Consider the following 22948-nt stretch of genomic DNA (forward strand, 5'->3'; position numbering starts at 1 on the left):
CACGTACAAATAGTAGGCACCATTGGCAGAAATGCTCAAGGTGCGCTCGTCATCGTGCGGGTTGGCGGGTGCTGCTCCGGGTCACGCAGGATTGGCTCGACCGAAGATCACTCCGGGTCGATAGCCTGTACATTGCCGGATGTTGAGACTTAAGACGAGCGCCCGTTGTTAAAGTCACCTGAACATCGAGAAAGATATTGAGAGGCGCCACACAAAAGCCGAACAAAAGTGTAGACGATTCCATGTAGGCGGACTTTAGCCAGACTGAAAAACAGCGCTGTACCACAGGAACTTTTTCTCATTGGCTCGCTCAGCTACGGGCCTTGTAGCTGGATATTTTTTAAACAATTCAGTTAAAAGTTGCTCGAAAAAGAATCAACGCCTACAATTTTTTTTGCTTCTTGCGTCACGTCAGTTTTACTTACTACAAGTAATGGGTAGTATGTACGCCGGCTCTTTCCTCAATCGGAGGAGATAGCTACTTAATAGAAAGTCCTTGAAGGGGAACACGATGAACAACGTTCTGAAATTCTCTGCTCTGGCTCTGGCCGCAGTTCTGGCTACCGGTTGCAGCAGCGCATCGAAAGAAACCGAAGCACGTCTGACCGCTACTGAAGACGCAGCTGCTCGCTCCCAGGCTCGTGCAGACGAAGCTTACCGTAAAGCTGATGAAGCTCTGGCTGCTGCTCAAAAAGCACAACAGACTGCTGACGAAGCTAACGAGCGTGCTCTGCGCATGCTGGACAAAGCTAGCCGCAAGTAATAATCCTTCGGGATTGTTATCAAGCCGACCCATTTTTTGGGTCGGCTTTTTTATTGCCTGGCGTTTCTCCAGGCAATAAAAAACCCGTCGACGCTGTCCGCGCCGACGGGCTCTTTGCCAGCATTACTGCAGCGGGTCGATCGGCATGCTCGATACCATCGGTGCAACGCCGTTGCCCGGCACAGCGATCTCAACCGGCAGGCCGTCTTCAGCGGCGACCACATCACGCACCACATCCCAGTTCATACGCAGGTTGTTGGTGATGTCTTCACGCTTGAGCATCGCATTGATGACTGCGGTGTGCTTGTCGACCACCGACGGGTTGCCCTTGTCGTCCAGCGGCGTATGCGCCTCCAGATAGACCTTGCCGCCACTCAGACCAAACTTGTACGGGTCGTTGATGATCCGCACCGACGTTCCGACCGGCACCATGCCCGCCATTTCCAGCACGTTGTTGTTGAACATGCGGAAGCAACCGTGGCTGGTGCGCATGCCGATACCGAACTTCTTGTTCGAACCGTGGATCAGGTAGCCCGGTGTGCCCAGGGTGAACTTGAACGGCCCCAGCGGGTTGTCAGGGCCGGCCGGCACGACGTTGGGCAGCGGATCACCGTCTGCTGCGTGCTCGGCCTTGATCGAAGCCGGAGGCGTCCAGGTAGGGTTTGGTGTCTTGGCGGTGATGCTGGTGTGGGCAATCGGCGAGCCCCAGCCTTCACGACCGATACCCAGCGGGAACGTGTACACCACGTTCTTGCCTTTCGGGTAGTAGTAGAGGCGGTACTCGGCCAGGTTGATCACGATGCCTTCACGCGGACCTGGTGGCAGGATGAAGCGAGTCGGCAGAATGATTTCCGTACCGGCGCCTGGCAACCAGGCATCGACACCCGGGTTGGCCGCGACCATTTCCGTGTAGCCCAGATCGTAGGCGGTACCAAGGTCGGCGAAGGTATCTTCGTACTTGGCCTTGATCACCTGCACCTGGCCGATGATGTCCTCACCGGGCGGTGGCAGGGGAAGCTCCAATGCTGCGACTGGACCGGCCACAAAGAGGGCGGCAAGAGTCAGGCAGCGGGTGACGGCAGGAAAGCGCGACAACATCCGGAAAATCCTATGCATGATCAACTGAGAGTATAAGAACGCGATTGTACACTGCAGTCCGTTATTTCGGGGAGATCGCCCGATTACAGGCAGTGCAAGGCGATATTGATATTATCCTCGATCCCGTGTGGGAGCGGGCTTGCTCGCGAAGGCTGTAGGGCAGGCGGTGTGGATTTTTGAGGGTTCCGCCCTTAAGGCGGGTTACCTGGAAAAGCCCCCAGTAACCAAGGGCTTTTGCCCCTGACGTTCGGTGCCTCGCTCCGGGGCAAGAAGATCAAAAGCAAAAGCGGCGGCCTGCTGGCCGGGCTGATCACAACTGAACGCGTTTCCCTGTAGGAGCGAGCTTGCTCGCGAAAAACGCCAGGACAACGCGGGCATTCAGGCAGCACGCGTTATCGTTGACGTCCATCGCGAGCAAGCTCGCTCCCACAGAAGAGCAGAGCAAAAACAAGGCCGCGTACCCCCACGCTCTTCACCACTCATCAGGCCGAGCGTTAGCTCGCCTGCAGCTTTTGATCTTGATCCACCCGCCCCCTCGGAAGGCTGAGTGGAGGTGTTCATCAGGGGGCAGGCGCGCAGCGCCGTTCGACGAAGTCGAACACATCGAGAGGAGGTCGTCGCGAAGCAGACCGGAGGCGATGCGCCCTGATGAATACCGGAGCGAAGGAACCCCGAGCCTTAGCGAGGGGCCGTAAAGGCGAAACCATAAGCCGCCGTTACCGCAGCAACGGATATGTACACGGCCAACAAAAGACAGGTCGGCTCGAAGGCCGCCACGACTCCTGACAGATCAAAGCTCAAACCGCAATTCAGGCCAGATCGGCGACGTCCCCCGCTTCTGCGACTCAAGAATGGCCCGGCACAACGAACACAGCCGCTGGTCCTGAAACACCCGGCGATCAACACTCGACCAGCGAGGTTGCGCCGGCAACAGACTGCCGCACAGGGTCCGGTCCGCCGAACCGCCCAACTCCAGCTGACGGGTCACCAGATGCACCCGCACTTCCTGGCAGGCGAACAGATCCAGCTGTTCGTCAGGCTCGATCAGTTGATAGGCAAATAGTGACCAGGCGGGACGCGGCATCGGGGGCTCCAAATCGGGGGCGCCACCTTAGCCGAAAGCCTGCTTCTAGAAAAGTGTCATAACAGTGGTTTTAGAGTAGGCCAGACATTTTCCAGCAACTTGTCCTGAGCCCCGGCCGCCGGGTGTATGCCGTCAGCCTGCATCAAGTCCGGATGACCGCCTACGCCATCGAGGAAAAACGGCACCAGCGGGATCTTTTTCTCTTCGGCCAGGGTGCTGTAGACCTCGGCGAACGCCTTGGTGTAACGCGCACCATAATTGGGTGGCAATTGCATACCGAGCAGCAACACCTTGGCACCGCTGGCCCGGGAGCTGTCGATCATCGAAGCAAGATTTTGTTGCAATTGAGTTGGCAACATCCCGCGCAGACCATCATTGCCGCCCAACTCGAGGATCACCAGTTCCGGTTTATGCTCTGCAAGCAGCGCGGGCAGGCGCGCCTGGCCTCCGGCACTGGTGTCGCCACTGATGGACGCATTGATCACTTTGTCGTCGAAACCTTCGTGCCTGAGCCGTTGCTCAAGCAGCGACACCCACCCCAGCCGGGTATCCAGCCCGAAACCGGCGCTGATACTATCGCCAACGATCAGGACTGTACCCGCCGCTGCGTTTTGGGCCATGCACATCAAGGCCAGGCCAGCACTCAAAAACCAGACACGCATCGGACTCTCCATGGGCGCAAGCATTCTCATCGCGAAGGACCTTAGCAAAGTGGTTCCCAGCGCGGAAGGTGAACTGACCATCCTGCACCAACTCAGCCTGGAACTGAACAAGGGCGACAGCCTGGCCATCGTCGGCGCTTCCGGCTCCGGCAAGTCCACCCTGCTGGGCCTGCTTGCCGGCCTCGACCTGCCGAGCAGCGGCGAAGTCACACTCGCCGGGCAAGGCTTGAGCAACCTCGATGAAGACCAGCGTGCGCGCATCCGCGCCGAGCACGTGGGTTTTGTCTTTCAATCGTTTCAGCTGCTCGACAGTCTCAATGCCCTGGAAAACGTCATGTTGCCACTGGAGCTCGATGGCCGCAAAGACGCCCGCGAACGCGCCACCCAATTGCTGCAACGGGTGGGACTGGGCCAACGCCTGACTCACTCGCCGCGCCAGCTCTCCGGAGGCGAGCAACAACGCGTGGCGATTGCCCGAGCGTTTGCCGCCGAGCCCGATGTGCTGTTCGCCGACGAACCGACCGGCAACCTCGACAGCCACACCGGCGAGCGCATCAGCGACTTGCTGTTCGAGCTCAACCAGGAGCGCGGTACGACCCTGGTGCTGGTGACTCACGATGAACGCCTGGCCCATCGCTGCCGGCGCCTGATCCGTCTTGAAGCCGGCCTGCTGGTCGCCCCTCTGGAGCCTTGATGGCACGCCTGCCGCTGTTGCGCCTGTTCAGTCTCGCCATCCGCCAATTGCTGCGCGATGCCCGCGCCGGTGAATTGCGCGTATTGTTTTTCGCCTTGCTGGTGGCCGTGGCCGCCAGCACCGCCATCGGTTACTTTGGCGCGCGCCTGAACGGCGCCATGATGCTGCGCGCTACCGAATTCCTCGGTGCCGACCTGCTGCTCGAAGGCAGTTCGCCTGCGCGCCCCGAACAGATAAGAAGCGGCACCGAACTGGGTCTGGAACACGCTCAAGTGGTGGAGTTCTCCAGCGTCATCGCCACCGACAACAGCATTCAGCTGTCCAGCATCAAAGCGGCCGATGACACCTACCCGCTACGCGGCGAATTGAAAAGCGCGCCCGCCCCCTTTGCCACGCAAATAGTCGGTGGCGGACCGCAACCCGGTGAAGCCTGGGTCGAGGCACGCCTGCTGACCGCCCTGGACCTGAAGATCGGCGACAGCATCGATGTCGGCATGAAAACCCTGAAACTGGCGCGGGTGCTGACTTACGAACCCGATCGCGCCGGCAATTTCTACAGCCTGACACCGCGGGTGCTGATCAACCTCGACGACCTTGCAGCCACCGGCGTGGTGCAGCCCGGCAGCAGGGTCAGCTATCGCGAATTATGGCGAGGCAGCGCTCAGGCACTCGAGACGTATCGGCAACTGATCAAACCGGGGCTTGCCGCCAACCAGCGCTTGCAAGACGCCCGCGACGGTAATCGACAGATCGGTGGCGCCCTGGGCAAAGCCGAACGCTACCTGAACATGGCCAGCCTGGTGGCGGTGTTGCTGTCCGGCGTGGCGGTGGCGCTGTCGGCAACCCGCTTCGCCACCCGACGGTTCGATGCCAGTGCCTTGCTGCGCTGCCTCGGGTTGTCGCGTCGGGAAACCATGGTGCTGTTCAGCCTGCAACTGACTGTACTCGGGCTGCTGGCCAGCATCAGCGGCGCCCTCCTCGGCTGGCTCGCACAGCTGGGGTTGTTTGCCCTGCTGCATGACTTGTTGCCGACCGACGTGCCTCCGGGCGGGCTGTTTCCGGCCATTGCCGGGATCGGCACCGGACTGGTGGCGTTGGCCGGATTCGCCTTGCCGCCACTGGCGGCTCTGGGCCGGGTTCCGCCATTGCGCGTGCTGCGCCGGGACATGCTGCCGATCCCTTCCAGCACCTGGATGGTCTACGGCGCAGCGCTGGGCGCCCTCGCCCTGATCATGTGGCGCCTGAGCCTGGACCTGGTGCTGACCTTTGCCCTGCTCGGCGGCGGCGTGATTGCAGCGTTGGTACTGGGCGGCTTGTTGTTGCTGCTGTTGAAGAGCCTGCGGCGCATGCTTGCTCGTGCGTCCTTGCCCTGGCGCCTGGGACTGGGCCAACTGCTGCGTCATCCGCTCGCTGCCGCAGGCCAGTCCCTGGCGTTCGGCCTGATTCTGCTGTCAATGGCGCTGATTGCGCTGCTGCGCGGCGAGTTGCTGGACACCTGGCAGAACCAGCTGCCGAAAAACGCTCCAAACTACTTCGCGCTGAACATCCTGCCGGCGGACAAACAGGCCTTCACCGATCACCTGATCACCGTATCGGCGCAATCGGCGACGCTGTACCCGGTAGTGCCTGGACGCTTGATCAGCATCAACGGCGAGCCTGTGCAGCAAATCGTCACCAAGGAATCGGCCGGCGACCGGGCGATCCAGCGCGACCTGAGCCTGACCTGGGCCGCGGACCTGCCGTCGGGCAACAAACTCACGGCCGGCAATTGGTGGAACCAACAGATGCCGGACGATGTTCCCGGCGTGTCGGTAGAGGGCAAGGTCGCCGAGAGTTTGAAAATAAAGCTCGGCGACCACCTGGTATTCAGCGTTGGCGGAGTCAATCGCGAGGCGAAGGTCACCAGCCTGCGGGAGATCAACTGGGACAACTTCCAGCCGAACTTCTTCATGATCTTCCAGCCCGGCACCCTCAAGGATCTGCCAGCGACCTACCTGACCAGTTTCTATCTGGCAGCCGGTCACGACCAACAGATTGTCGACCTGTCCCGCGCCTTCCCGGCGGTGACCATCCTGCAAGTCGAAGCCTTGCTGGAGCAACTGCGCAGCATCCTCGCCCAGGTGACCCTGGCGGTGGAGTACGTGTTGTTGTTCGTGTTGGCGGCGGGGATGGCGGTGCTGTTCTCCGGCCTGCAAGCGACGCTGGATGAACGCATTCGCCAGGGCGCGCTGTTGCGTGCGCTGGGGGCGGAGCGGCAATTGCTGGTCAAGGCCCGGCGTATCGAGTTCGGTTTGCTGGGCGCAGTCAGTGGCCTGCTGGCGGCGCTGGGTTCGGAAGTGGTGAGCTGGGTGCTCTACCGCTACGCCTTTGACCTGCCGTGGCATCCACATCCATGGCTGTTGTTGCTCCCACTGGTGGGCGCCGTGCTCATTGGTGGTGCAGGGGTGTTCGGCACCCGTCGGGCATTGAACGCCAGCCCGCTGACAGTTCTGCGCGAGGGTTGATAGACTCCTGCCATCCTCACCACAAGAAGCTGTCATGAGCCGTTACCGCCCTCCCCGCACCGCTGGCACCGCGCTGATCACCCCCGAGGGTGAAGCGCGGATGCGCGCCGAGTTCCATGAGTTGTGGCATGTACGTCGGCCCCAGGTTACCCAGGCTGTCAGCGAAGCCGCGGCCCAGGGTGATCGCTCGGAGAACGCCGAATACACCTATGGCAAAAAGATGCTGCGAGAGATCGACAGCCGCGTGCGTTTTCTCACCAAACGCCTGGAAGCGCTCAAGGTTGTCAGCGAAAAACCCAGCGATCCGAACAAGGTCTATTTCGGCGCCTGGGTCACGATCGAGGACGAGGATGGCAAAGAGTCGCGCTACCGCATTGTCGGGCCGGATGAACTGGACCTCAAACAGGGCCTGATCAGCATCGACTCGCCCCTGGCCCGCGCATTGATCGGCAAGGCACTGGACGCCGAAGTCCGGGTCCAGACACCGACGGGTGAGCAGTGTGTGTACATCGTGGCAATCGAGTACCCGTGAGCGTTAAAGCCGGGTAATCAGCCCTTGCCGGGCAACGCGGGTCAGTTGCCGGATCACTTCAGGCGCATCTTCGAGGCTGGGGGACTGAATCACTGCCAGATCGAAACTGTCATCGGCGAAACGAGCGAGCGACTCACCGTCTTCGACAAACTGGATCAGGAAGGCAGCGGGACCGCCGGTACGACGTGGCCAGCCATCGAGATAACGCAAGAGCGTCGGCTGATGTTTGCCGCCAAGCAGGATTTTTGGATTGCGCTGGGTCAGGTGTGCCGTGATCGGCGCGGGACGTACAACGGGGTTTAGTGCATTCATTGTGTCGTGTCTCTGCCTCAAAAGTCTGCATGGCAGGTGAGAGGCAACACCGAACCAGCGCTTTAGCGGTATTTCGAAGCCTGTTCCGGCTTCTATCGGCAACTGGATGAGTCACCTGGCGCCCCGCAAGTAGCTGTTTAAATCGGCGCATGAGCAACATCCTAGAGAAGCTGACTGGACAGTGTCAAGAATGACGCTCAACAAAAAAGGCCCGCACAATGCGGGCCTTTTCGTTGAACCAGAGCGGTCAACCGGCGATGGCACGGTCCGCCGAGAGCTTGCCCGCACCTTCGATCAATACCGCGATACTGCCACCGAGCAACGCCAGGGCGAACTCATAACCGTTGTTGGCCATGAACAGACCGTTGCTGATGTGCACCGAGAAAATCGCGACCAGCGACAGGAAGATCAGGCCCAGTGCGGCCGGGCGAACCAGCAAGCCGATGATCAGGGCCAGGCCTGCGAAGAATTCGGTGCCGCCCGCCAGTGCCGCCATCAGGTAACCCGGCGTCAGTCCGATGCTTTCCATGTACTGCGCGGTTCCAGCCAGACCATAGCCACCGAATGCCCCGAAGAGCTTCTGCGAACCGTGAGCGGCGAAAATAATGCCGACCACGATGCGCAGAACGGTCAGGCCGTAGCCAGCGCGTGTAGACAGTACCTTATTGATCAGTGTGCTCATGCTGTTTCATTCCTTGTCAGTGTGTGTTGGTTGGCCGCTATATTAATCAGTAATTCACATTCTAAAAGCGCAAAAAACCCGTAATAACAATCAGATTTGTTGATCATTTGCGTGAGACAACCTTTTGCCCCTGGGGCTCCAACGACTCCCGCTCCCGGTCGAACGCCAAGTAATACTTGTTCACGCTATTAACATAACTGACAGGCCCCATACCCACTTGCTCCATGGCAATGCGTTCGACCTGGAAGAACCACTGGTTGGGATTCAAGCCTCGCCGGCGGGCTTCGGCGCGCATTCCTTGCACCCGCTCCGGCCCGATGTTGTAGGCCGCCAGCACGAAGGCCATGCGTTCGCGCTCGTTGAGTTTCGGACTGGCAAAGAATTTGCGCCGGATCATCGCCAGGTACTTGGCCCCGGCCTGCACATTGCCATCAAGGTCCTGAATATTGTTGACCCCCACCCGCTGCGCCGCAGAAGGCGTGATCTGCATCAGACCGGTGGGGCCACCGCCACTGCGGGCGGCGGGTTGCAGGGATGACTCCTTGAAGGCCAGCGCCGCCAGGTTCAGCCAGTCCATGCCCTGGGCGTCGGCGTGTTTTTGCAACACTGGGCGAAGTTTTTCCAGGCGCTGTCGGTCCGCCTTGGCCAGTGGATAGTGCACTTGATAGAGACGACGATAGATCCGCAGGAACGCGGCGTCCTGATCCGATGGTTTTTTGTAGACGGTGAGGAAGCGATCAATGCTGGCCCGCAGCATCGAGGCATCACGGCGCACGAACCAGAATTCCTCTCCCGGATCACTGACGAGTACCTGTTTGTCGAAACGCAGCCTGGGCAGGATCTTGCCCCAGCGTTCGGCGATCGGTTGCTCGACGATGGTCAGGTGGAAGATCCCGCCCTGCACCATCTCCAGTACGTCCTCGACGGCAAGGCTCGGATCGACCCATTCGATCGTGACCGGTGGCAGTTTGTGCAAGGCGAGCTTTTGATTGATCTGGCTGACGGCATCCCCGGCGGCGCTGCCTGCGGGTAATGCCAGGGTCTTGCCGGAAAGCTGTTCAAGCCTGGTGTAGCGGCGTTCGCCCTTGATGCCCACCAGGACCAACGGGATGTTGCTGGCAATCGGCTCACTGGTGCTGACGGCGAAGCCGGGTTGCAGATCGAGCAACTCGCCTGGCGCCACCAGATCGCCCTCCCCGCGCTGCAATGCGCCAAGCAGTTGATCCTTGGCCTTGGGAATGATTTTGAGGGTGATTTCCTGACCGTCACGGGCGTAGCCGTTGAGGTATTGCTCGAACGCTTTCAGGCGATGGTATTCGACCCCGATCGCCTGCCCCTGGACTTCACCGGAACTGTTGCGGCTCTGGTTGACCAACACCCGCAGCACACGACTGCTGCGTATTTCCGCAAGATCGCGCACCTTGCTGGCCGGTACGGCTTGCAGCGGCCCGGGCAGACGCGCGACCGCCGTCATCGGCAGTAGCAGCGAACAACACAGCAGTAGCAAAACCGAGGGACGAATCATCCACTCTCCGGAAAGAAAATGAGGCCCGCTTCAATGACCAAAACCATCAAGCGCGGCGACAAAAACAGAGCGCCCAAGGCGCTGGCAACGTGCGAAAGACTGGCACAATGATGGCAAAACTACCAACCAGGCCTGGTCCGCGGCTCAAGAGACAGCGTTAACCCGTTGTAGTTCTTGGTTTTTCTTATAAATCCACGGCTCTGATATGCTTTCCGGCCTTTGGGCCGAGGTAGCACCATGCAACTCATCGATATCGGCGTCAACCTGACCAACGCCAGTTTTGCCAACAAACACCAGGCCGTACTTGACCGCGCCTACGCGGCTGGCGTGTGCCAACTGGTGCTGACCGGCACCAGTGTCGAGGGCAGTGAACAGGCCCTTGAGCTGTGCCAGCAACTGGACGAAAGCGCCCAGCGCCTGTTCGCCACCGCCGGCATTCACCCTCACTGCGCCAGCGACTGGAACGCCGACAGCGCCCGACGTTTGCGCAGCTTGCTCTTGGAGCCGAATGTGGTGGCCGTGGGCGAATGCGGGCTGGATTTCAACCGTGATTTCTCGCCGCGCCCGCAACAGGAGAAGGTCCTCGAAGAACACCTGGCCATGGCCGTCGAATTGCAGCTGCCGGTTTTTCTGCACGAACGCGACGCCAGCCAGCGTCTGCTGGAAATCCTGCGCGACTTCCGCGACCGACTGCCGGCCGCCGTAGTGCACTGCTTCACTGGAGAGCAGAAGGCACTGTTCAGCTATCTCGACCTGGACTTGCACATCGGCATTACCGGCTGGATCTGTGACGAGCGCCGGGGCACGCATTTGCACCCACTGGTCAAGGAGATCAAGCGCGGACGCCTGATGCTCGAAAGCGATGCACCGTATCTGCTGCCGCGCAGCCTGCGCCCCAAGCCGAAAAACGGGCGAAACGAGCCGGCGTACCTGACCGAAGTGCTGCGCGAAGTGGCACTGCATCGCGGGGAAAGCCAGGAGGATCTGGCGACACACACGACAGCCTGCGCACGAGCGTTTTATCGGCTGCCCACCATCGCCTTGTAAACACTGCCCCTTGTGGGAGCGGGCTTGCTCGCGAAGGGGGACTATCAAACACCATTGATGTCGACTGATACCCTGCTTTCGCGAGCAAGCCCGCTCCCACATTGACGTGTATCAAGGTTCGAATTTCTGAGTAGCGGCACAATGCTGGCACCTTGCCAAAACTGTTTCCGCTATCAGAGAAGACCTCCATGGGTGCCTGGCTTAGCAATATCTCGCTGAAATACAAATTCTGGGCGGTCAACGCTGTCGCCTTCATCACCACGCTTTTGCTGGTGCTGTACGCCGTGCAGCTCGAACAACAGGCCCGCAGTCATGCATCCCGGGCTTCTGCTCAGTCACAGGCGCGATTGCTTGGCGCCTGGCCTGCCGGGCAACCGCTGCCCGAGACCGATAACGTGCTGACGTTCAATCGCGGACAGGCGCCGTCGCTCAATGGACAACCCATACCGCAATTCACCCATGCCAACGGCTGGGTCGAGATCAACTCAATGCCGCTGTTCGGTGACAATCCGTTGATGGGTGCCGAAGTGTTCTCGCGTGCCGACGGCCAGCAGGTCGCCGTGATTGCCCATGGTCCGAGCCTGAGCCAGGTGTTCAGCGAGCGCTTCACCAACTACGCGTCGGCGGTGTTCATCCTGATGCTGGCAATGCTCGGTGCATCGCAGTTATTGATCCGCTTCCTGCTCAGCCAGCTAAACACCTTGAAAGACGTCATGTTGCACGTGGAGAAAACCGGCGACCTGTCGGCCCGCGTGCCATTGGCTTGCAGCGACGAAGTCGGGCAAATGGCCAACGCCTTCAACGCCATGCAGGCCGGTTATCAACGGGTGGTCAACACCGTCGCCAGCACCGCCCGGCAACTGGACATCGGTGCCGCACGGCTGGCGGCCAGCATGAATGAAGTGCGCCACGGCATGCTGGGCCAGCAAAGCGAAACCGATCAGGCCGCCACAGCGATCAATGAAATGACCGCCACGGTCTATCACATCGCTCAACACGCCGGTGCCACCCGTGACCTTTCGCAATCGGCCGATACCCTGGCCGGCAGCGGGCAGGCGGTTGTGACACGGGTGCAGCGGTCGATTGCCGGACTGTCCGCCGGCGTCCAGCAGACTGCCGAGATGATTCAACGCCTGGCCGAGGACAGCCAGAAAATCAACGGCGTGGTCAACGTGATTCACAGCATCGCCGAGCAAACCAACCTGTTGGCGCTGAACGCCGCCATCGAAGCGGCCCGGGCCGGCGAGATGGGTCGCGGTTTCGCGGTAGTCGCCGATGAAGTACGCAACCTCGCCAAACGCGTGCAGACCTCCACGGATGAGATCACCCTCATGGTTTCGGCGTTACAGGCCGGCACCCGGGACGCCGTGGACTTCATGCAAGAGAGCTCGTTCAAGGCCGACGACTGCGTACAACAGGCCCAAGAGGCCGGCGCGGCATTGGCCGAGATCACCGGAGCGGTGGCGCAGATGCGTGAAAGCAACACGCAGATCGCGGTGGCGGCCGAGCAGCAGAGCCAGGTGGCGGAGGAGATGAACCGGGCGGTGGTGAGCATCCGTGACGTGACCGAGAACACGGTGCAGCAGACGGTGACTTCGGCGATCACCAGCAATGAGCTGGCGGCGTTGGCCGGGGAATTAAGCAAGGCGATAGGTCAGCTCAAACTTTGAGGGCCTCTTCGCGGGCAAGCCCGCTCCCACAGGTGACCGCGTTCTTTCATTGGAATACGGTCAAAATGTAGGAACGGGCTTGCTCGCGAAGGCTTCAGAACTGGCACCATCTATTCCAGTCATGGCACCTATCAAGCCAATAGCCAGCCTTGATTCGCCGCCAGCATAGACCGGGCCTATTCTTAATCACATGTGTTCAACATGGATCGAGGATCGGCATCATGGGCAAACGTCACCCCAACCTACCCGCCTGGCAATGGCGAGCCTACCCGAACAATCATCAGCACCCGACCAATCTGGTGCTGCACCTGATCGCGGTGCCGCTGTTCATCGTGGCATTTCTGCTGATTGTGACCGGGGTGTTCAGCTTGAGCCTGGCAAATATCGCCATCGGCGTAATCGGTGTGATTGCGGCGCTGGCCTTGCAACGCCACGGCCACAACCTGGAGACCCAAGCCTCCGAACCCTTCAGTGATCGCAAGGATGCGGTATCACGCCTGTTGGTCGAGCAGTTCCTGACGTTTCCACGGTTCTTCCTCAGCGGCGGCTGGTGGCGCGCCTGGCGTGAGCGCCACCGCCGTCACTGATCAGGCGAACACAGTCACGGTCTGCCGGCTCATGGCGATCAACCGGCCATCCGCGCTCCACATTTTTGCGGCGGCATGCCCGTAGCCATCGGCGGCGTATTCGGTTTCGACGAGGTATTTGCACCAGTCCAGGGTGCTCAGTTCCAGCAGCGGCTGCACGAATTCGATGGTCCAGGTCAGCGTGCTGCCCATCGCCGGCTTCTTCAAAAACGGCATCAGGGCCGGCGGCCAGGCGTCCACCAGCGCCAGGATATGCGCCTCGCCGATAGCCTCTTCCTTTACGTCGCCGCGCAAACGTACCCAGCCACCCATTTGCCGGGATGTGCTACCGCTGAACGGCAGCCCGCCGACACTCCAGCGCATCGCCAGATGCCGCATGAACTCCGGAATGACGCCTTCGACGAAAGGCAATTCCTGGCATTCGTCCCAGTGCTTCATTTCAGGTGCCGGTTCAGCGGCCACCGCCACTTCCGAAGGTCGCGAGGCGCCGAAGCTGCCCTGGATCAACGTCACCACCTGGCCCTTCTGCATCACCCGGCCCAGCACTTGGCTGACGGCCTTGCCTTCGCGCAGCACCTCGACGTCAAAACTGACCGGCACCTCGGGCTCAACCGGGCCGACAAAGGTGAATGCCAACGAACGCACCGGTCGATCCGCCGGAACCCGGGCGCGCATGGCTTCGTACTGCAAAGCGGCCACCAGGCCACCGAAACTGGCTCGCCCCTGGGCCCATGAGGCCGGGATAGACAGCTCCATCGGCTGGCTGCGGACAGCGTTGAGCAGTTCGGAAAAACGCATGAAAACCTCTGGGAATGGAAAAAGATGAAGGGATCTTAACCATCTGGCGACGTTGATACATCGCCTATTCCGGCCAAATTGACTGACAGATAAGTCGCACAAGGCTCGTGCCGGACATGTAACCTGCAGGAGCGAGCCTGCTCGCGATAGCGCCCGGACAGCCAACATCAATGTTGAATGTCACGACCTCATCGCGAGCAAGCTCGCTCCCACAAAGGATCTCGAGTGGTCTCAGGATTTGAAACAGGCCTTGCTGAATTTTTCCAGAACGCGGTCCGCTCGGGTTTCGGCCTCGGCCATAGTGGCTTCCCACACGGCAACACAGGGTTGCAAATCCGCTTCCCGTTCAGCCATCGCCAGCCATTGCACGCAATCGTGCCAGTCGCCCAGCGCCCCCTGGGCCGATTTCAGCCGGGGCATGGCCGCTTTCGGCAAACGGTCCAGTTCGGGGTAAGCATCGATGCCATAGCGCACGCGCTTGATCAGCAGGCGCAGCCGATGACGGTCGTGGGTCGGATCGTGCAGTGCCTCGTCGAGTTTTTTCCATTGCTTGCCCAGGCGTTTTTCGATGCGCTTGCGCAGGCCCTTGAGCAATCCCTGGCGCTGAGCGGCACGCAGAAAACGCGGAAACGCATCGAGGACGATCAGCATTTGCGCGAGTTCGGGACTGGTCGCCACGGCCGGGTAAGCCTCGGCCATTTGCGCCATGCGCCACTGTGCGGCTTGGGGTTGATGGTGCTGGAGCAGGTACGCCGCCAGCACTTCGCGATCACGCAATGGTGTGGTCAGATCGCCCACCCGGGAGGCCGCCGCTTCCAGTTGTTCGACGCCGGGCAACCCGCGCAAGGGTCGCAACAGACTGCGTAACCGTCGCATGGTTGTACGCAGATCATGTAACGCTTCAGGGTCTGTACGCTCTTTCAAGCGGGCCTGACAGGCCAGCAGACGAACTTCCAGGCCCAGAACCTGAGCCACCAACCGATCGATCATGGGGGTTTACTCCGTAAACAGCGCCAGGTTGCAAGCTCCAGGCTGCAAGCTCGAAGACTCTTGCAGTTTAGAGCTTGTCACCGCTTTTGCTTTTAACGCCCTGCGCGCGATTCACGAATATAGAAGCGAGCCTTCTCGGCTTTCTTGGTACAGCCTTCGAACCCCTCGAATTGCTGCTGGGTCTTGGCCGCGGTCAACAGCGACAGGGCCTTGGAGTAGCTGACGGTCCCGGCGAAACCTTCGGCTTTGGCCAGGTCCAGTTCATGCCATGCCGCATCCAGGTTACTACCGCAGCGGTCGCGATAAGCGGTTTTGCCGGCACAACCGGCCAGCGCCAGGGCAATCAATGGCACGCAGATCCAGGCTTTCATCACTCACTCCTCAAAAATAGGTCAACAGTCATGCAGGTAAGACGTTGTGGCACCTGAAAAGTGCCGTTGGTCGCCGTGCAACTATAGCGCCGACAAGAATAACCATGTGCCGCCATGGAGTGTCGAAAATACGACGCTCTTGTCCCCTCGAACGACCATGGCGATTGAAGCATGGCCCTCGATGGGTGCATTGTTGAATCATTCAAACGAGGGCGATCCATGAAAAAGCGTGTCGCACTGGTATTGGGCTCGGGTGGAGCCCGGGGTTATGCACATATCGGTGTCATTGAAGAGATCGAACGGCGCGGCTATGACATTGCCTGTATCGCCGGATGCTCCATGGGCGCGGTGGTGGGCGGGATCTACGCCGCCGGCAAACTCAATGACTACCGCGACTGGATCGAGAGCCTGGATTATCTCGACGTGTTGCGCCTGGTGGACGTCAGTTTTCGTCTGGGCGCGATCCGTGGCGAGAAAGTCTTCGGACAGATCCGCAAGATCGTCGGCGAGATCAACATCGAAGATTTGCGCATCCCCTACACCGCGGTTGCCACCGACCTGACCAACCAGCAGGAAATCTGGTTCCAGGAAGGTTGCCTGCATCAGGCCATGCGCGCCTCGGCAGCGATTCCCAGCCTGTTTACCCCGGTGATGCAAGGCAACCGCATGCTGGTGGACGGCGGCATTCTCAACCCGCTGCCGATCGTGCCGGTGGTGTCGAGCCATTGCGACTTGATCATCGCGGTCAACCTCAACTCCACCAACCAGCGCCACTATCAATTGCCGGTCATCCAGCGTCCCGCCGCCTTCAAGACCCGCTTCGACAGCCTGATCAACTCCGTCGGCTCGAAGTTGCCGTTCCGGCGCAAGCAAGCCGAGCAATTGTTGATTCTGGAACAGGAAGCCTTGAAGGCCGAAGGTGCGGAACTCAACCCGTGGATCGAATCCGCCGAGCCCCAGGCGCAGCAACCCGCGGCCGCTCCGGAAACCAGTGGCGCCCCCCGCTCCGCCACCGGTTCGTTCATCATCGACAACGTCGGGCCGGCGTCCTTGCTGGATTTGATCAACCAGAGTTTCGAGGTGATGCAGACGTCGCTGGCACAGTACAAGATTGCCGGGTATCCGCCGGACATCCTGATCAACGTGCCCAAGCGCGTGTGTCGGTTTTTCGAGTTCTACAAGGCGCCGGAGTTGATCGCGCTGGGACGGGAGATTGCGCGGGATACGCTGGACCGGTATGAGAATGAGCAGAACTGAACGTCTGAAAACTCTCGATTGAATGCAAGGGCCTCATCGCGAGCAAGCTCGCTCCCACAGTGGATCTTTGGCGTTCACAAAATGTGTGTCTGACCAGGATCCCATGTGGGAGCGAGCTTGCTCGCGATGACGTCAGATCAGGCAACGAAGATCTAAAGGCTGCCTTCACTCAACAACCGATACCCCACCCCAGCCTCAGTGACGATGAACCGTGGCCGGGTCGGGTCATCCGCCAGTTTCTGGCGCAAATGCCCGACCACGATGCGCAGGTAGTGAGTGTCTTCGGTATGGGTCGGCCCCCAGATGTCCTTGAGCAATTGCTGCTGGGTGATCACCCGCCCGGGATGCCTCGCCAGTTGCGCCAGCACGGCGTACTCCTTGCGAGTCAGCGCGACTTCAACATCGTCGAGCAGCACCCGGCGATACGCCAGGTCGACCGTCAACGGACCGAAGTTCAGCTCCGCTTGTTGCACCTCGCCTGCGGGCGCCTGGCGCAATAACGCACGGATCCGCGCCAGGAACTCCTGAATGCCGAATGGCTTGGTCACATAGTCATTGGCGCCGCCATCCAGGGCCTCGACTTTCTGCCCTTCACTGGCGCGCACGGAGAGCACCAGTACCGGCACCGTCGACCATTCGCGAAAATCGCGCAATACCTGTTGGCCGTCCATGTCCGGCAAGCCGAGATCGAGCACCAGCAAGTCCGGTTTGTTCAACGCAGCTTGCGCCAATCCTTCACTGCCGGTGCCCGCCTCCAGCACTTTGTAGCCCTGGGAAGCGAGGCTGATGCGCAGGAATTTACGGATCTGCGGTTCGTCGTCAATGACCAAAATGGTCGCGGTCTGGCTCATGAATTCACATCAACACAAAGAAGTGGCAAGAGAGTAGCGCAAGCGCGATCAGGCTTCACTTTCGTATCCCGGCTGAGCCTGTAGCGGCAGGTGCAACGTGATGCAGGTGCCGCGCCCCTCGATGCCGTCGGCGACGCTGATATGCCCGCCATGGGCACCGACCATGCCCTGACAAATCGCCAGCCCCAGCCCGGTACCCTGCCCGCCGCGATCACCCCGCGCCGCGGTGTAGAACATGTCGAAAATCTTCGCCCGATCCTCCTCCGGAATCCCCGGCCCCTCGTCGCTGACCGAGAAAAACAGCTCACTGTCATCAGCCCCTGCGCACAATTGCAAACGCCCGTGGGACGGCGAAAACCGCGCGGCGTTTTCCAGCACGTTGATCAGCGCCTGTTCGATCAGCGCGGCATGCACATAAAGCAACGGTAACTCGGCCGGCACGTCGGTGCTGACCTGCAACGGCGCAAGGACTGTCCGCAGACGGTTGAGCGCACTGCCGACGATGTCTGCCGGCGATACCCAGTCCCGCGCCAGCTTCAGGGCGCCGTGGCCGAGCCGGGTCATGTCGAGCAGGTTTTGAATGTACCGGTCCAGGCGCTCGGCTTCATCGCGGGTGCCTTCGAGCAGTTCACGTCGATCCTCCAGCGGGATCGCTTCACCCAGGGCCAGCAGGCTATCGATACTGCCGCGCATGGATGTCAACGGTGTGCGTAAATCGTGGGACACCGAAGCCAGCAAGGCGCTGCGCAGTTGCTCGGTTTCGCCGTGCAGCCGCGCCGCTTCCAGATCATCGGCCAGTTGCGCCCGGGCCAGCGCCTGGGCCAGCGGTTGGGTCAGCGCGGTCAACAAGCGTCGGCGTTGGCCGCTCAGGGCCTGGCCTTCCCTGGCGCACACGCCAAGCAACGCCAGCGGGCCGTCTTCCACCGACAATGACCACCACCACCAGCGACCGAACGGCAAGGTGCCGGTGCCCGCACCCGCGGGTTGATCGTGCTGCCAGGCCCAATCGGCGGCGGCGCGCTCAGCTTCGGTGAACTCCAGGGGGCCACCGGTTTCGACTTTCCAGCCGTTTTGCCCGTCGCGATTGAGCAGGCACAGTTGCACGTCGCTCCAACCGTTGAGGTGCTGGGCAGCCGCGCTGACCACGGCCTGGCGGTCGGTGGCGGCGGTCAGTTTGCGTGACAGGTCGAGCAGTTCGGTGGTCTCTTCCTGGGTATCGCGCAGTGCCTGCAATTGCCTGCGCTGGCGCGCCGCAAGGTTGCCGGTGAGGGCCGCCATCAGCAGGAAAAACAGCAAGGTCAGCACGTCTTCTTCGCGCTGGATGCTGAAAGAGAAATTCGGCGGAATGAACAGGAAGTCATAGGTCAGGAACGACAGCACCGCACAGGCCAGCGCCGGCCCGAGACTGCTGCGCACCGCCACCAGCAATACCGCCGCAAGGAACACCAGGGAGATGTTCGGCAGTGGCAGTACGCTCGCCACGGCCCAGGCCAGAGCGCTGGCCAGAATCGTCGCCACCACGGCCAATGCGTAGTCGAACCAGACCAGTGAATGCATCGACCGCCGATGGGGTTGATGCGGTTGGTGATCGCTGTCGAGAACGTTGATTTCCAGCCCGCGCGCATTACGCAGCAGACGCGCCGCCAGCCCGCCACCGAACAGACGTCGGCGCAAACGCGGCCGGGACTGGCCCACCAGCACCAGGCTGGCGCGGCGTTCGGCGGCATGCTGGATCAGGGTTTTCGCCACTTCACCGGCGCGCAGCAACACCACTTCGCCGCCGAGGCGCTCGGCCAGTTGCTGGGCGCTTTGCAGACGCAGGCGGAACTGCTCGTCACGCACGCTGCCGTTGTCCACGTGCACCAGGCTCCAGGGCAGGTGCCGCCGCTGGGCCACGCGACTGGCATGACGCACCAGGCGCTCGGCCTGGGCATCGCCGTCGACCCCTACCAGCAAACGCCCGCGCACGGCCGGCGCCGCTTGCCCCAACTGACGATACCCTTGGGCCAGATCGTTATCGACTTGAGCCGCCGCGGTTTGCATCGCCAGTTCGCGCAGGGCCGTCAGGTTGGTCTGGGAAAAGAACGCATCGATGGCCGCCCGCGCCTGCTCCGGCACATAGACCTTGCCATCGCGCAATCGCTCCAGCAGTTCCCGTGGTGGCAAGTCGATCAGCAGCAGTTCGTAGGCTTCCTGCAATACCCAGTCCGGCAGGGTTTCGCGGACCTGCACGCCGGTGATGCCGCGCACCTGATCGTTGAGGCTTTCCAGATGCTGGACGTTGACCGTGGTGTACACATCGATGCCGGCGGCGAGCAGTTCCTGAATGTCCTGCCAGCGTTTTTCGTGACGACTGCCGGGTGCGTTGGTGTGCGCCAGTTCGTCGACCAGCACCAGCTTGGGTTTGGCGAGGAGCAGACCGTCGAGGTCCATTTCTTCGAGCAACACGCCACGGTATTCGGAGCGTACCAACGGCTGCTGCGACAAGCCGCCGAGCAGTGCTTCAGTTTCGGCCCGGCCGTGGGTTTCGACGACGCCGGCAATGACTTTCACCCCTTGGCGCAACTGGGTGTGGGCCGCTTGCAACATGGCGTAGGTCTTGCCCACCCCCGGCGCGGCGCCGAGAAAGACCTTGAGCCGGCCACGGCCATCGCGGGGCAGGTCTGCTAACAGCGCGTCGGCGCGGCCGGAGTTGCTCATGCTTGGGGATCTCTTTTTACCGGGATTGATGTAGTGACTGTTCTGCCGGTTTACAGTTTTTCCAGCGCCAGATTCAACTCAAGCACATTCACCACCGGCGGGCCTACCAATGGCTGCTCTATGTGGGCGTCCAGCAGTTGTTGCAGTGTCGCTACCGGCAGATTGCGCGCCGCCGCAACTCGCGCCAGTTGATAGGCAATCGCCGCTGGTGGCAAGTGCGGATCGAGACCGCTGCCGGACGTAGTGACCAGCGCCAATGGCACCGGCCCCTGGCCTGGCACCAGCAGTTTGTTGGCATCGTCGATCACGCGAGTGGCCAGGGCGGGGTTGCTCGGCGACAGGTTGCTGGCACTGCTCGACACGGTGGCAAAGGCACCGGCCGAAGGGCGCGGGTGAAACCAGGCGTCACCGACGAAGTCCTGGGCGATCAGCGAGGAACCGCGGACCTTGCCCTCGGCATCACGCACCAGGCTGCCGTTGGCCTGATCCGGGAACGCGACCTGGGCCACGCCGGTGACCACCAATGGATAAGCGACGCCGGTGACCAGCGTCATCAGGACCAGCAGGCTCAGGGCCGGGCGTATCAATGTGGACATTTCAAAATCCTCGAATTCACAGGAAAAAACCTGTAGGAGCGAGCTTGCTCGCGATGCAATTGAGAGCGCCGCGTACAGTCAGGAAGCACTCGTTATCGTTAACCACCATCGCGAGCGAGCTCGCTCCTACAGGGGGGTGTTCAGTCAAACCAGATGCAACGCCGTCAACAGCATGTCGATCGCCTTGATGCCCACGAACGGCACCAGAATCCCGCCCAGTCCATAGATCAGCAGATTGCGTCGCAACAACGCCGCCGCACTCGCCGCCTGCACGCGCACACCGCGCAATGCCAGAGGGATCAGCACCACAATGATCAGGGCGTTGAATACGATCGCCGAAAGAATCGCGCTCTGCGGACTGCTCAGGTGCATCACGTTGAGCACACCCAGTTGCGGGTAGATCGCGGCGAACAGCGCCGGCAGAATCGCGAAGTACTTGGCCACGTCGTTGGCGATGGAAAAGGTCGTCAGCGCACCGCGGGTCACCAGCAATTCCTTGCCGATCTGCACCACGTCCAGCAGCTTGGTCGGGTCGCTGTCGAGGTCGACCATGTTGGCCGCTTCACGTGCCGCTTGCGTGCCGTCGTTCATCGCCATGCCGACGTCTGCCTGGGCCAGTGCCGGGGCGTCGTTGGCGCCGTCGCCGCACATGGCGACCAGACGACCGTCGTTTTGCTCGTGACGAATGCGCGCCAGTTTTTTCTCCGGTGTGGCTTCCGCCAGCACGTCATCCACACCCGCTTCGGCGGCGATGGCGGCGGCGGTCAACGGGTTGTCGCCGGTGACCATGACGGTGCGAATGCCCAGTTTGCGCAGCTCGGCGAAACGCTCGCGGATGCCCGGTTTGACCACGTCCTTGAGGTGGATCGCACCGAGTAGCCGGCCGTCGGCACACACCAGCAACGGCGTGCCGCCGCTTTGGGCGATCCGGTCGATTTCACGGGACAACGGTGCGGCCAGATCAGCCCGCTTCAGGCCAACGAACGCCAGCAACGAATCCACCGCGCCTTTGCGGTACACGCGCCCCTGATAGTCGACACCGGACAAGCGGGTTTCGGCACTGAAGGGCACGGCTGTCAGCACATCGGCGGACGGCTCCGGTTGCGGATGAGTGCCACGCAGGTATTCGACGATCGACTTGCCTTCAGCGGTGTCGTCGGCCAGCGAAGCCAGCAATGCGCCTTCGGCCAGTTCCCCGGCCGTCACACCCGGGGCGGCATACACCGCCGAGCAACGACGGTTACCGAAGGTGATGGTACCGGTCTTGTCGAGCAGCAGGACGTGCACGTCGCCCGCCGCTTCCACCGCACGACCGGACTTGGCGATCACGTTCAGGCGTACCAGCCGATCCATGCCGGCGATACCGATGGCCGACAGCAAACCGCCGATGGTGGTCGGAATCAGCGTGACCAACAACGCTACCAGGAACACCAGCGGCAGGTTGCCATTAGCGAAGTGGGCGAACGGTTGCAGGGTCACGACCACTATCAGGAAGATCAGGGTCAGGCCGATCAGCAGGATGTCCAGTGCCACTTCGTTCGGGGTTTTCTGGCGTTTGGCGCCTTCGACCAGAGCGATCATGCGGTCCAGGGTCGATTCGCCAGGGTTGGTGGTGATCTTCACCAGCAGCCAGTCGGACACCAGCCTTGTGTTGCCGGTGACGGCCGAGCGGTCGCCGCCGGACTCGCGAATCACCGGTGCCGATTCACCGGTAATCGCCGCTTCGTTGACCGCCGCGATGCCTTCGATCACTTCGCCGTCACCGGGAATCATCTCCCCTGCTTCGACGCGTACCACATCGCCCTTGCGCAGGCTGGTGGCCGGCACTACCTGAAAGGTGCCATTGCTGGTTTTGCGGCGGGCGCTCAAACCTTCGCTGCCAGCCTTGAGACTGTCGGCGCGGGCCTTGCCGCGACCTTCGGCCAGGGCCTCGGCGAAGTTGGCGAACAGTACGGTGAACCACAGCCACACCGCGATCTGCGCCGCGACGAACGTCGGCACTGCCGTGTCCGGCACGAAGCACAACACGGTGGTCAGGATCGCGGTCAGTTCGACTACCAGCATCACCGGCGCACGTTGCAATTGCCGTGGGTCGAGCTTGACGAAAGCTTGCAGCAGCGCCGGGCGCCAGAGGGCCGAGATTGCGGTTTTCGGTTGTTCCGGCGCCTTGGCGGTGGCGACCGGTTTAGTTACGGGCATATTCATCAAATAATCCTCAGCTCCTT

The 22948-nt window shown here is 61.2% G+C and carries 21 protein-coding genes; 8 read left to right on the plus strand and 13 right to left on the minus strand.

The annotated features are described in order from the left end of the window. Positions 1-511 precede the first annotated feature (511 nt). A complete protein-coding gene (oprI, locus tag PspS34_RS20210) occupies positions 512-763 on the plus strand; it encodes an outer membrane lipoprotei OprI (protein ID WP_003199355.1) in 252 nt (83 codons plus the stop codon). Between the two features lie 123 nt (positions 764-886). On the opposite strand, the gene PspS34_RS20215 is transcribed toward oprI, so the two are convergent. The 3 genes from PspS34_RS20215 to PspS34_RS20225 form a co-directional block, all read right to left on the minus strand. Further along, positions 887-1861: a L,D-transpeptidase family protein gene (locus tag PspS34_RS20215; RefSeq protein WP_154860249.1), complete on the minus strand. Its 975-nt coding sequence runs from the start codon at positions 1859-1861 to the stop codon at positions 887-889. A 790-nt stretch (positions 1862-2651) separates the two neighbouring features. Further along, positions 2652-2945 (minus strand): hypothetical protein, encoded by a 294-nt coding sequence (locus PspS34_RS20220; protein WP_003226812.1) that lies wholly within the window; start codon positions 2943-2945, stop codon positions 2652-2654. Between the two features lie 56 nt (positions 2946-3001). Beyond that, positions 3002-3607: an arylesterase gene (locus tag PspS34_RS20225; RefSeq protein WP_159390283.1), complete on the minus strand. Its 606-nt coding sequence runs from the start codon at positions 3605-3607 to the stop codon at positions 3002-3004. Positions 3608-3617: 10 nt separating this feature from the next. On the opposite strand from PspS34_RS20225, the gene PspS34_RS20230 reads away from it, so the two are divergent. From PspS34_RS20230 to greB, 3 genes are read left to right on the plus strand one after another with little or no spacing between them, the layout of a single operon-like run. Beyond that, on the plus strand, positions 3618-4301 hold the full coding sequence (locus PspS34_RS20230; protein WP_046043370.1) for an ABC transporter ATP-binding protein: 684 nt from the start codon (positions 3618-3620) through the stop codon (positions 4299-4301). Then, the gene (locus PspS34_RS20235; protein WP_159390284.1) at positions 4301-6805 is read left to right on the plus strand and encodes an ABC transporter permease; all 2505 of its coding nucleotides are present in this window, start codon (positions 4301-4303) and stop codon (positions 6803-6805) included. The genes PspS34_RS20230 and PspS34_RS20235 overlap by 1 nt, the downstream gene beginning before the upstream one ends. 34 nt (positions 6806-6839) lie before the next feature. Next, a complete protein-coding gene (greB, locus tag PspS34_RS20240) occupies positions 6840-7337 on the plus strand; it encodes a transcription elongation factor GreB (protein ID WP_057713804.1) in 498 nt (165 codons plus the stop codon). A gap of 3 nt (positions 7338-7340) precedes the next feature. Here the strand turns inward: greB and PspS34_RS20245 are convergent, their stop codons facing one another. From PspS34_RS20245 to PspS34_RS20255, 3 genes are all read right to left on the minus strand, one after another. Continuing rightward, positions 7341-7649 (minus strand): class I SAM-dependent methyltransferase, encoded by a 309-nt coding sequence (locus PspS34_RS20245; protein WP_150812277.1) that lies wholly within the window; start codon positions 7647-7649, stop codon positions 7341-7343. Positions 7650-7896: 247 nt separating this feature from the next. Beyond that, positions 7897-8331 (minus strand): DoxX family protein, encoded by a 435-nt coding sequence (locus tag PspS34_RS20250; protein ID WP_008049052.1) that lies wholly within the window; start codon positions 8329-8331, stop codon positions 7897-7899. Between the two features lie 103 nt (positions 8332-8434). Continuing rightward, complete coding sequence (locus PspS34_RS20255) at positions 8435-9856, minus strand: transglycosylase SLT domain-containing protein (RefSeq protein WP_159390285.1); 1422 nt, start codon at positions 9854-9856, stop codon at positions 8435-8437. Positions 9857-10093: 237 nt separating this feature from the next. On the opposite strand from PspS34_RS20255, the gene PspS34_RS20260 reads away from it, so the two are divergent. The 3 genes from PspS34_RS20260 (at position 10094) to PspS34_RS20270 (ending at position 13160) form a co-directional block, all read left to right on the plus strand. After that, a complete protein-coding gene (locus PspS34_RS20260; RefSeq protein ID WP_159390286.1) occupies positions 10094-10903 on the plus strand; it encodes a TatD family hydrolase in 810 nt (269 codons plus the stop codon). Positions 10904-11091: 188 nt separating this feature from the next. Further along, positions 11092-12573, plus strand: coding sequence for a methyl-accepting chemotaxis protein (locus PspS34_RS20265; RefSeq protein ID WP_159390287.1), 1482 nt, complete (start codon positions 11092-11094; stop codon positions 12571-12573). A gap of 221 nt (positions 12574-12794) precedes the next feature. Next, positions 12795-13160 (plus strand): Mpo1-like protein, encoded by a 366-nt coding sequence (locus PspS34_RS20270; RefSeq protein WP_057713798.1) that lies wholly within the window; start codon positions 12795-12797, stop codon positions 13158-13160. Here PspS34_RS20270 and PspS34_RS20275 read toward each other — a convergent pair whose 3' ends face one another. From PspS34_RS20275 to PspS34_RS20285, 3 genes are all read right to left on the minus strand, one after another. Next, the gene (locus tag PspS34_RS20275; protein WP_159390288.1) at positions 13161-13958 is read right to left on the minus strand and encodes an acyl-CoA thioesterase domain-containing protein; all 798 of its coding nucleotides are present in this window, start codon (positions 13956-13958) and stop codon (positions 13161-13163) included. 231 nt (positions 13959-14189) lie between these two features. Continuing rightward, positions 14190-14948 carry a CHAD domain-containing protein gene (locus PspS34_RS20280; protein ID WP_154860257.1) on the minus strand — a complete coding sequence of 253 codons (759 nt, stop codon included), beginning with the start codon at positions 14946-14948 and terminating at the stop codon, positions 14190-14192. A 92-nt stretch (positions 14949-15040) separates the two neighbouring features. Next, positions 15041-15319: a hypothetical protein gene (locus PspS34_RS20285; RefSeq protein WP_159390289.1), complete on the minus strand. Its 279-nt coding sequence runs from the start codon at positions 15317-15319 to the stop codon at positions 15041-15043. A gap of 219 nt (positions 15320-15538) precedes the next feature. Between PspS34_RS20285 and PspS34_RS20290 the strand changes: the two genes are divergently transcribed. Next, the gene (locus PspS34_RS20290; protein WP_154910829.1) at positions 15539-16576 is read left to right on the plus strand and encodes a patatin-like phospholipase family protein; all 1038 of its coding nucleotides are present in this window, start codon (positions 15539-15541) and stop codon (positions 16574-16576) included. 152 nt (positions 16577-16728) lie between these two features. Here the strand turns inward: PspS34_RS20290 and PspS34_RS20295 are convergent, their stop codons facing one another. The 4 genes from PspS34_RS20295 to kdpB form a co-directional block, all read right to left on the minus strand. Then, the gene (locus tag PspS34_RS20295) at positions 16729-17427 is read right to left on the minus strand and encodes a response regulator (protein WP_159390290.1); all 699 of its coding nucleotides are present in this window, start codon (positions 17425-17427) and stop codon (positions 16729-16731) included. A 48-nt stretch (positions 17428-17475) separates the two neighbouring features. Continuing rightward, the gene (locus PspS34_RS20300; protein WP_159390291.1) at positions 17476-20127 is read right to left on the minus strand and encodes a sensor histidine kinase KdpD; all 2652 of its coding nucleotides are present in this window, start codon (positions 20125-20127) and stop codon (positions 17476-17478) included. Between the two features lie 50 nt (positions 20128-20177). Further along, complete coding sequence (gene kdpC / locus PspS34_RS20305; RefSeq protein WP_159390292.1) at positions 20178-20723, minus strand: potassium-transporting ATPase subunit KdpC; 546 nt, start codon at positions 20721-20723, stop codon at positions 20178-20180. Between the two features lie 144 nt (positions 20724-20867). Further along, entirely contained in the window at positions 20868-22928 is a 2061-nt protein-coding gene (gene kdpB / locus PspS34_RS20310; RefSeq protein ID WP_159390293.1) for a potassium-transporting ATPase subunit KdpB, read from the minus strand. Between the last annotated feature and the right edge of the window lie 20 nt (positions 22929-22948).

The organism is Pseudomonas sp. S34 (assembly GCF_009866745.1).
Lineage (GTDB): Bacteria > Pseudomonadota > Gammaproteobacteria > Pseudomonadales > Pseudomonadaceae > Aquipseudomonas > Aquipseudomonas jessenii.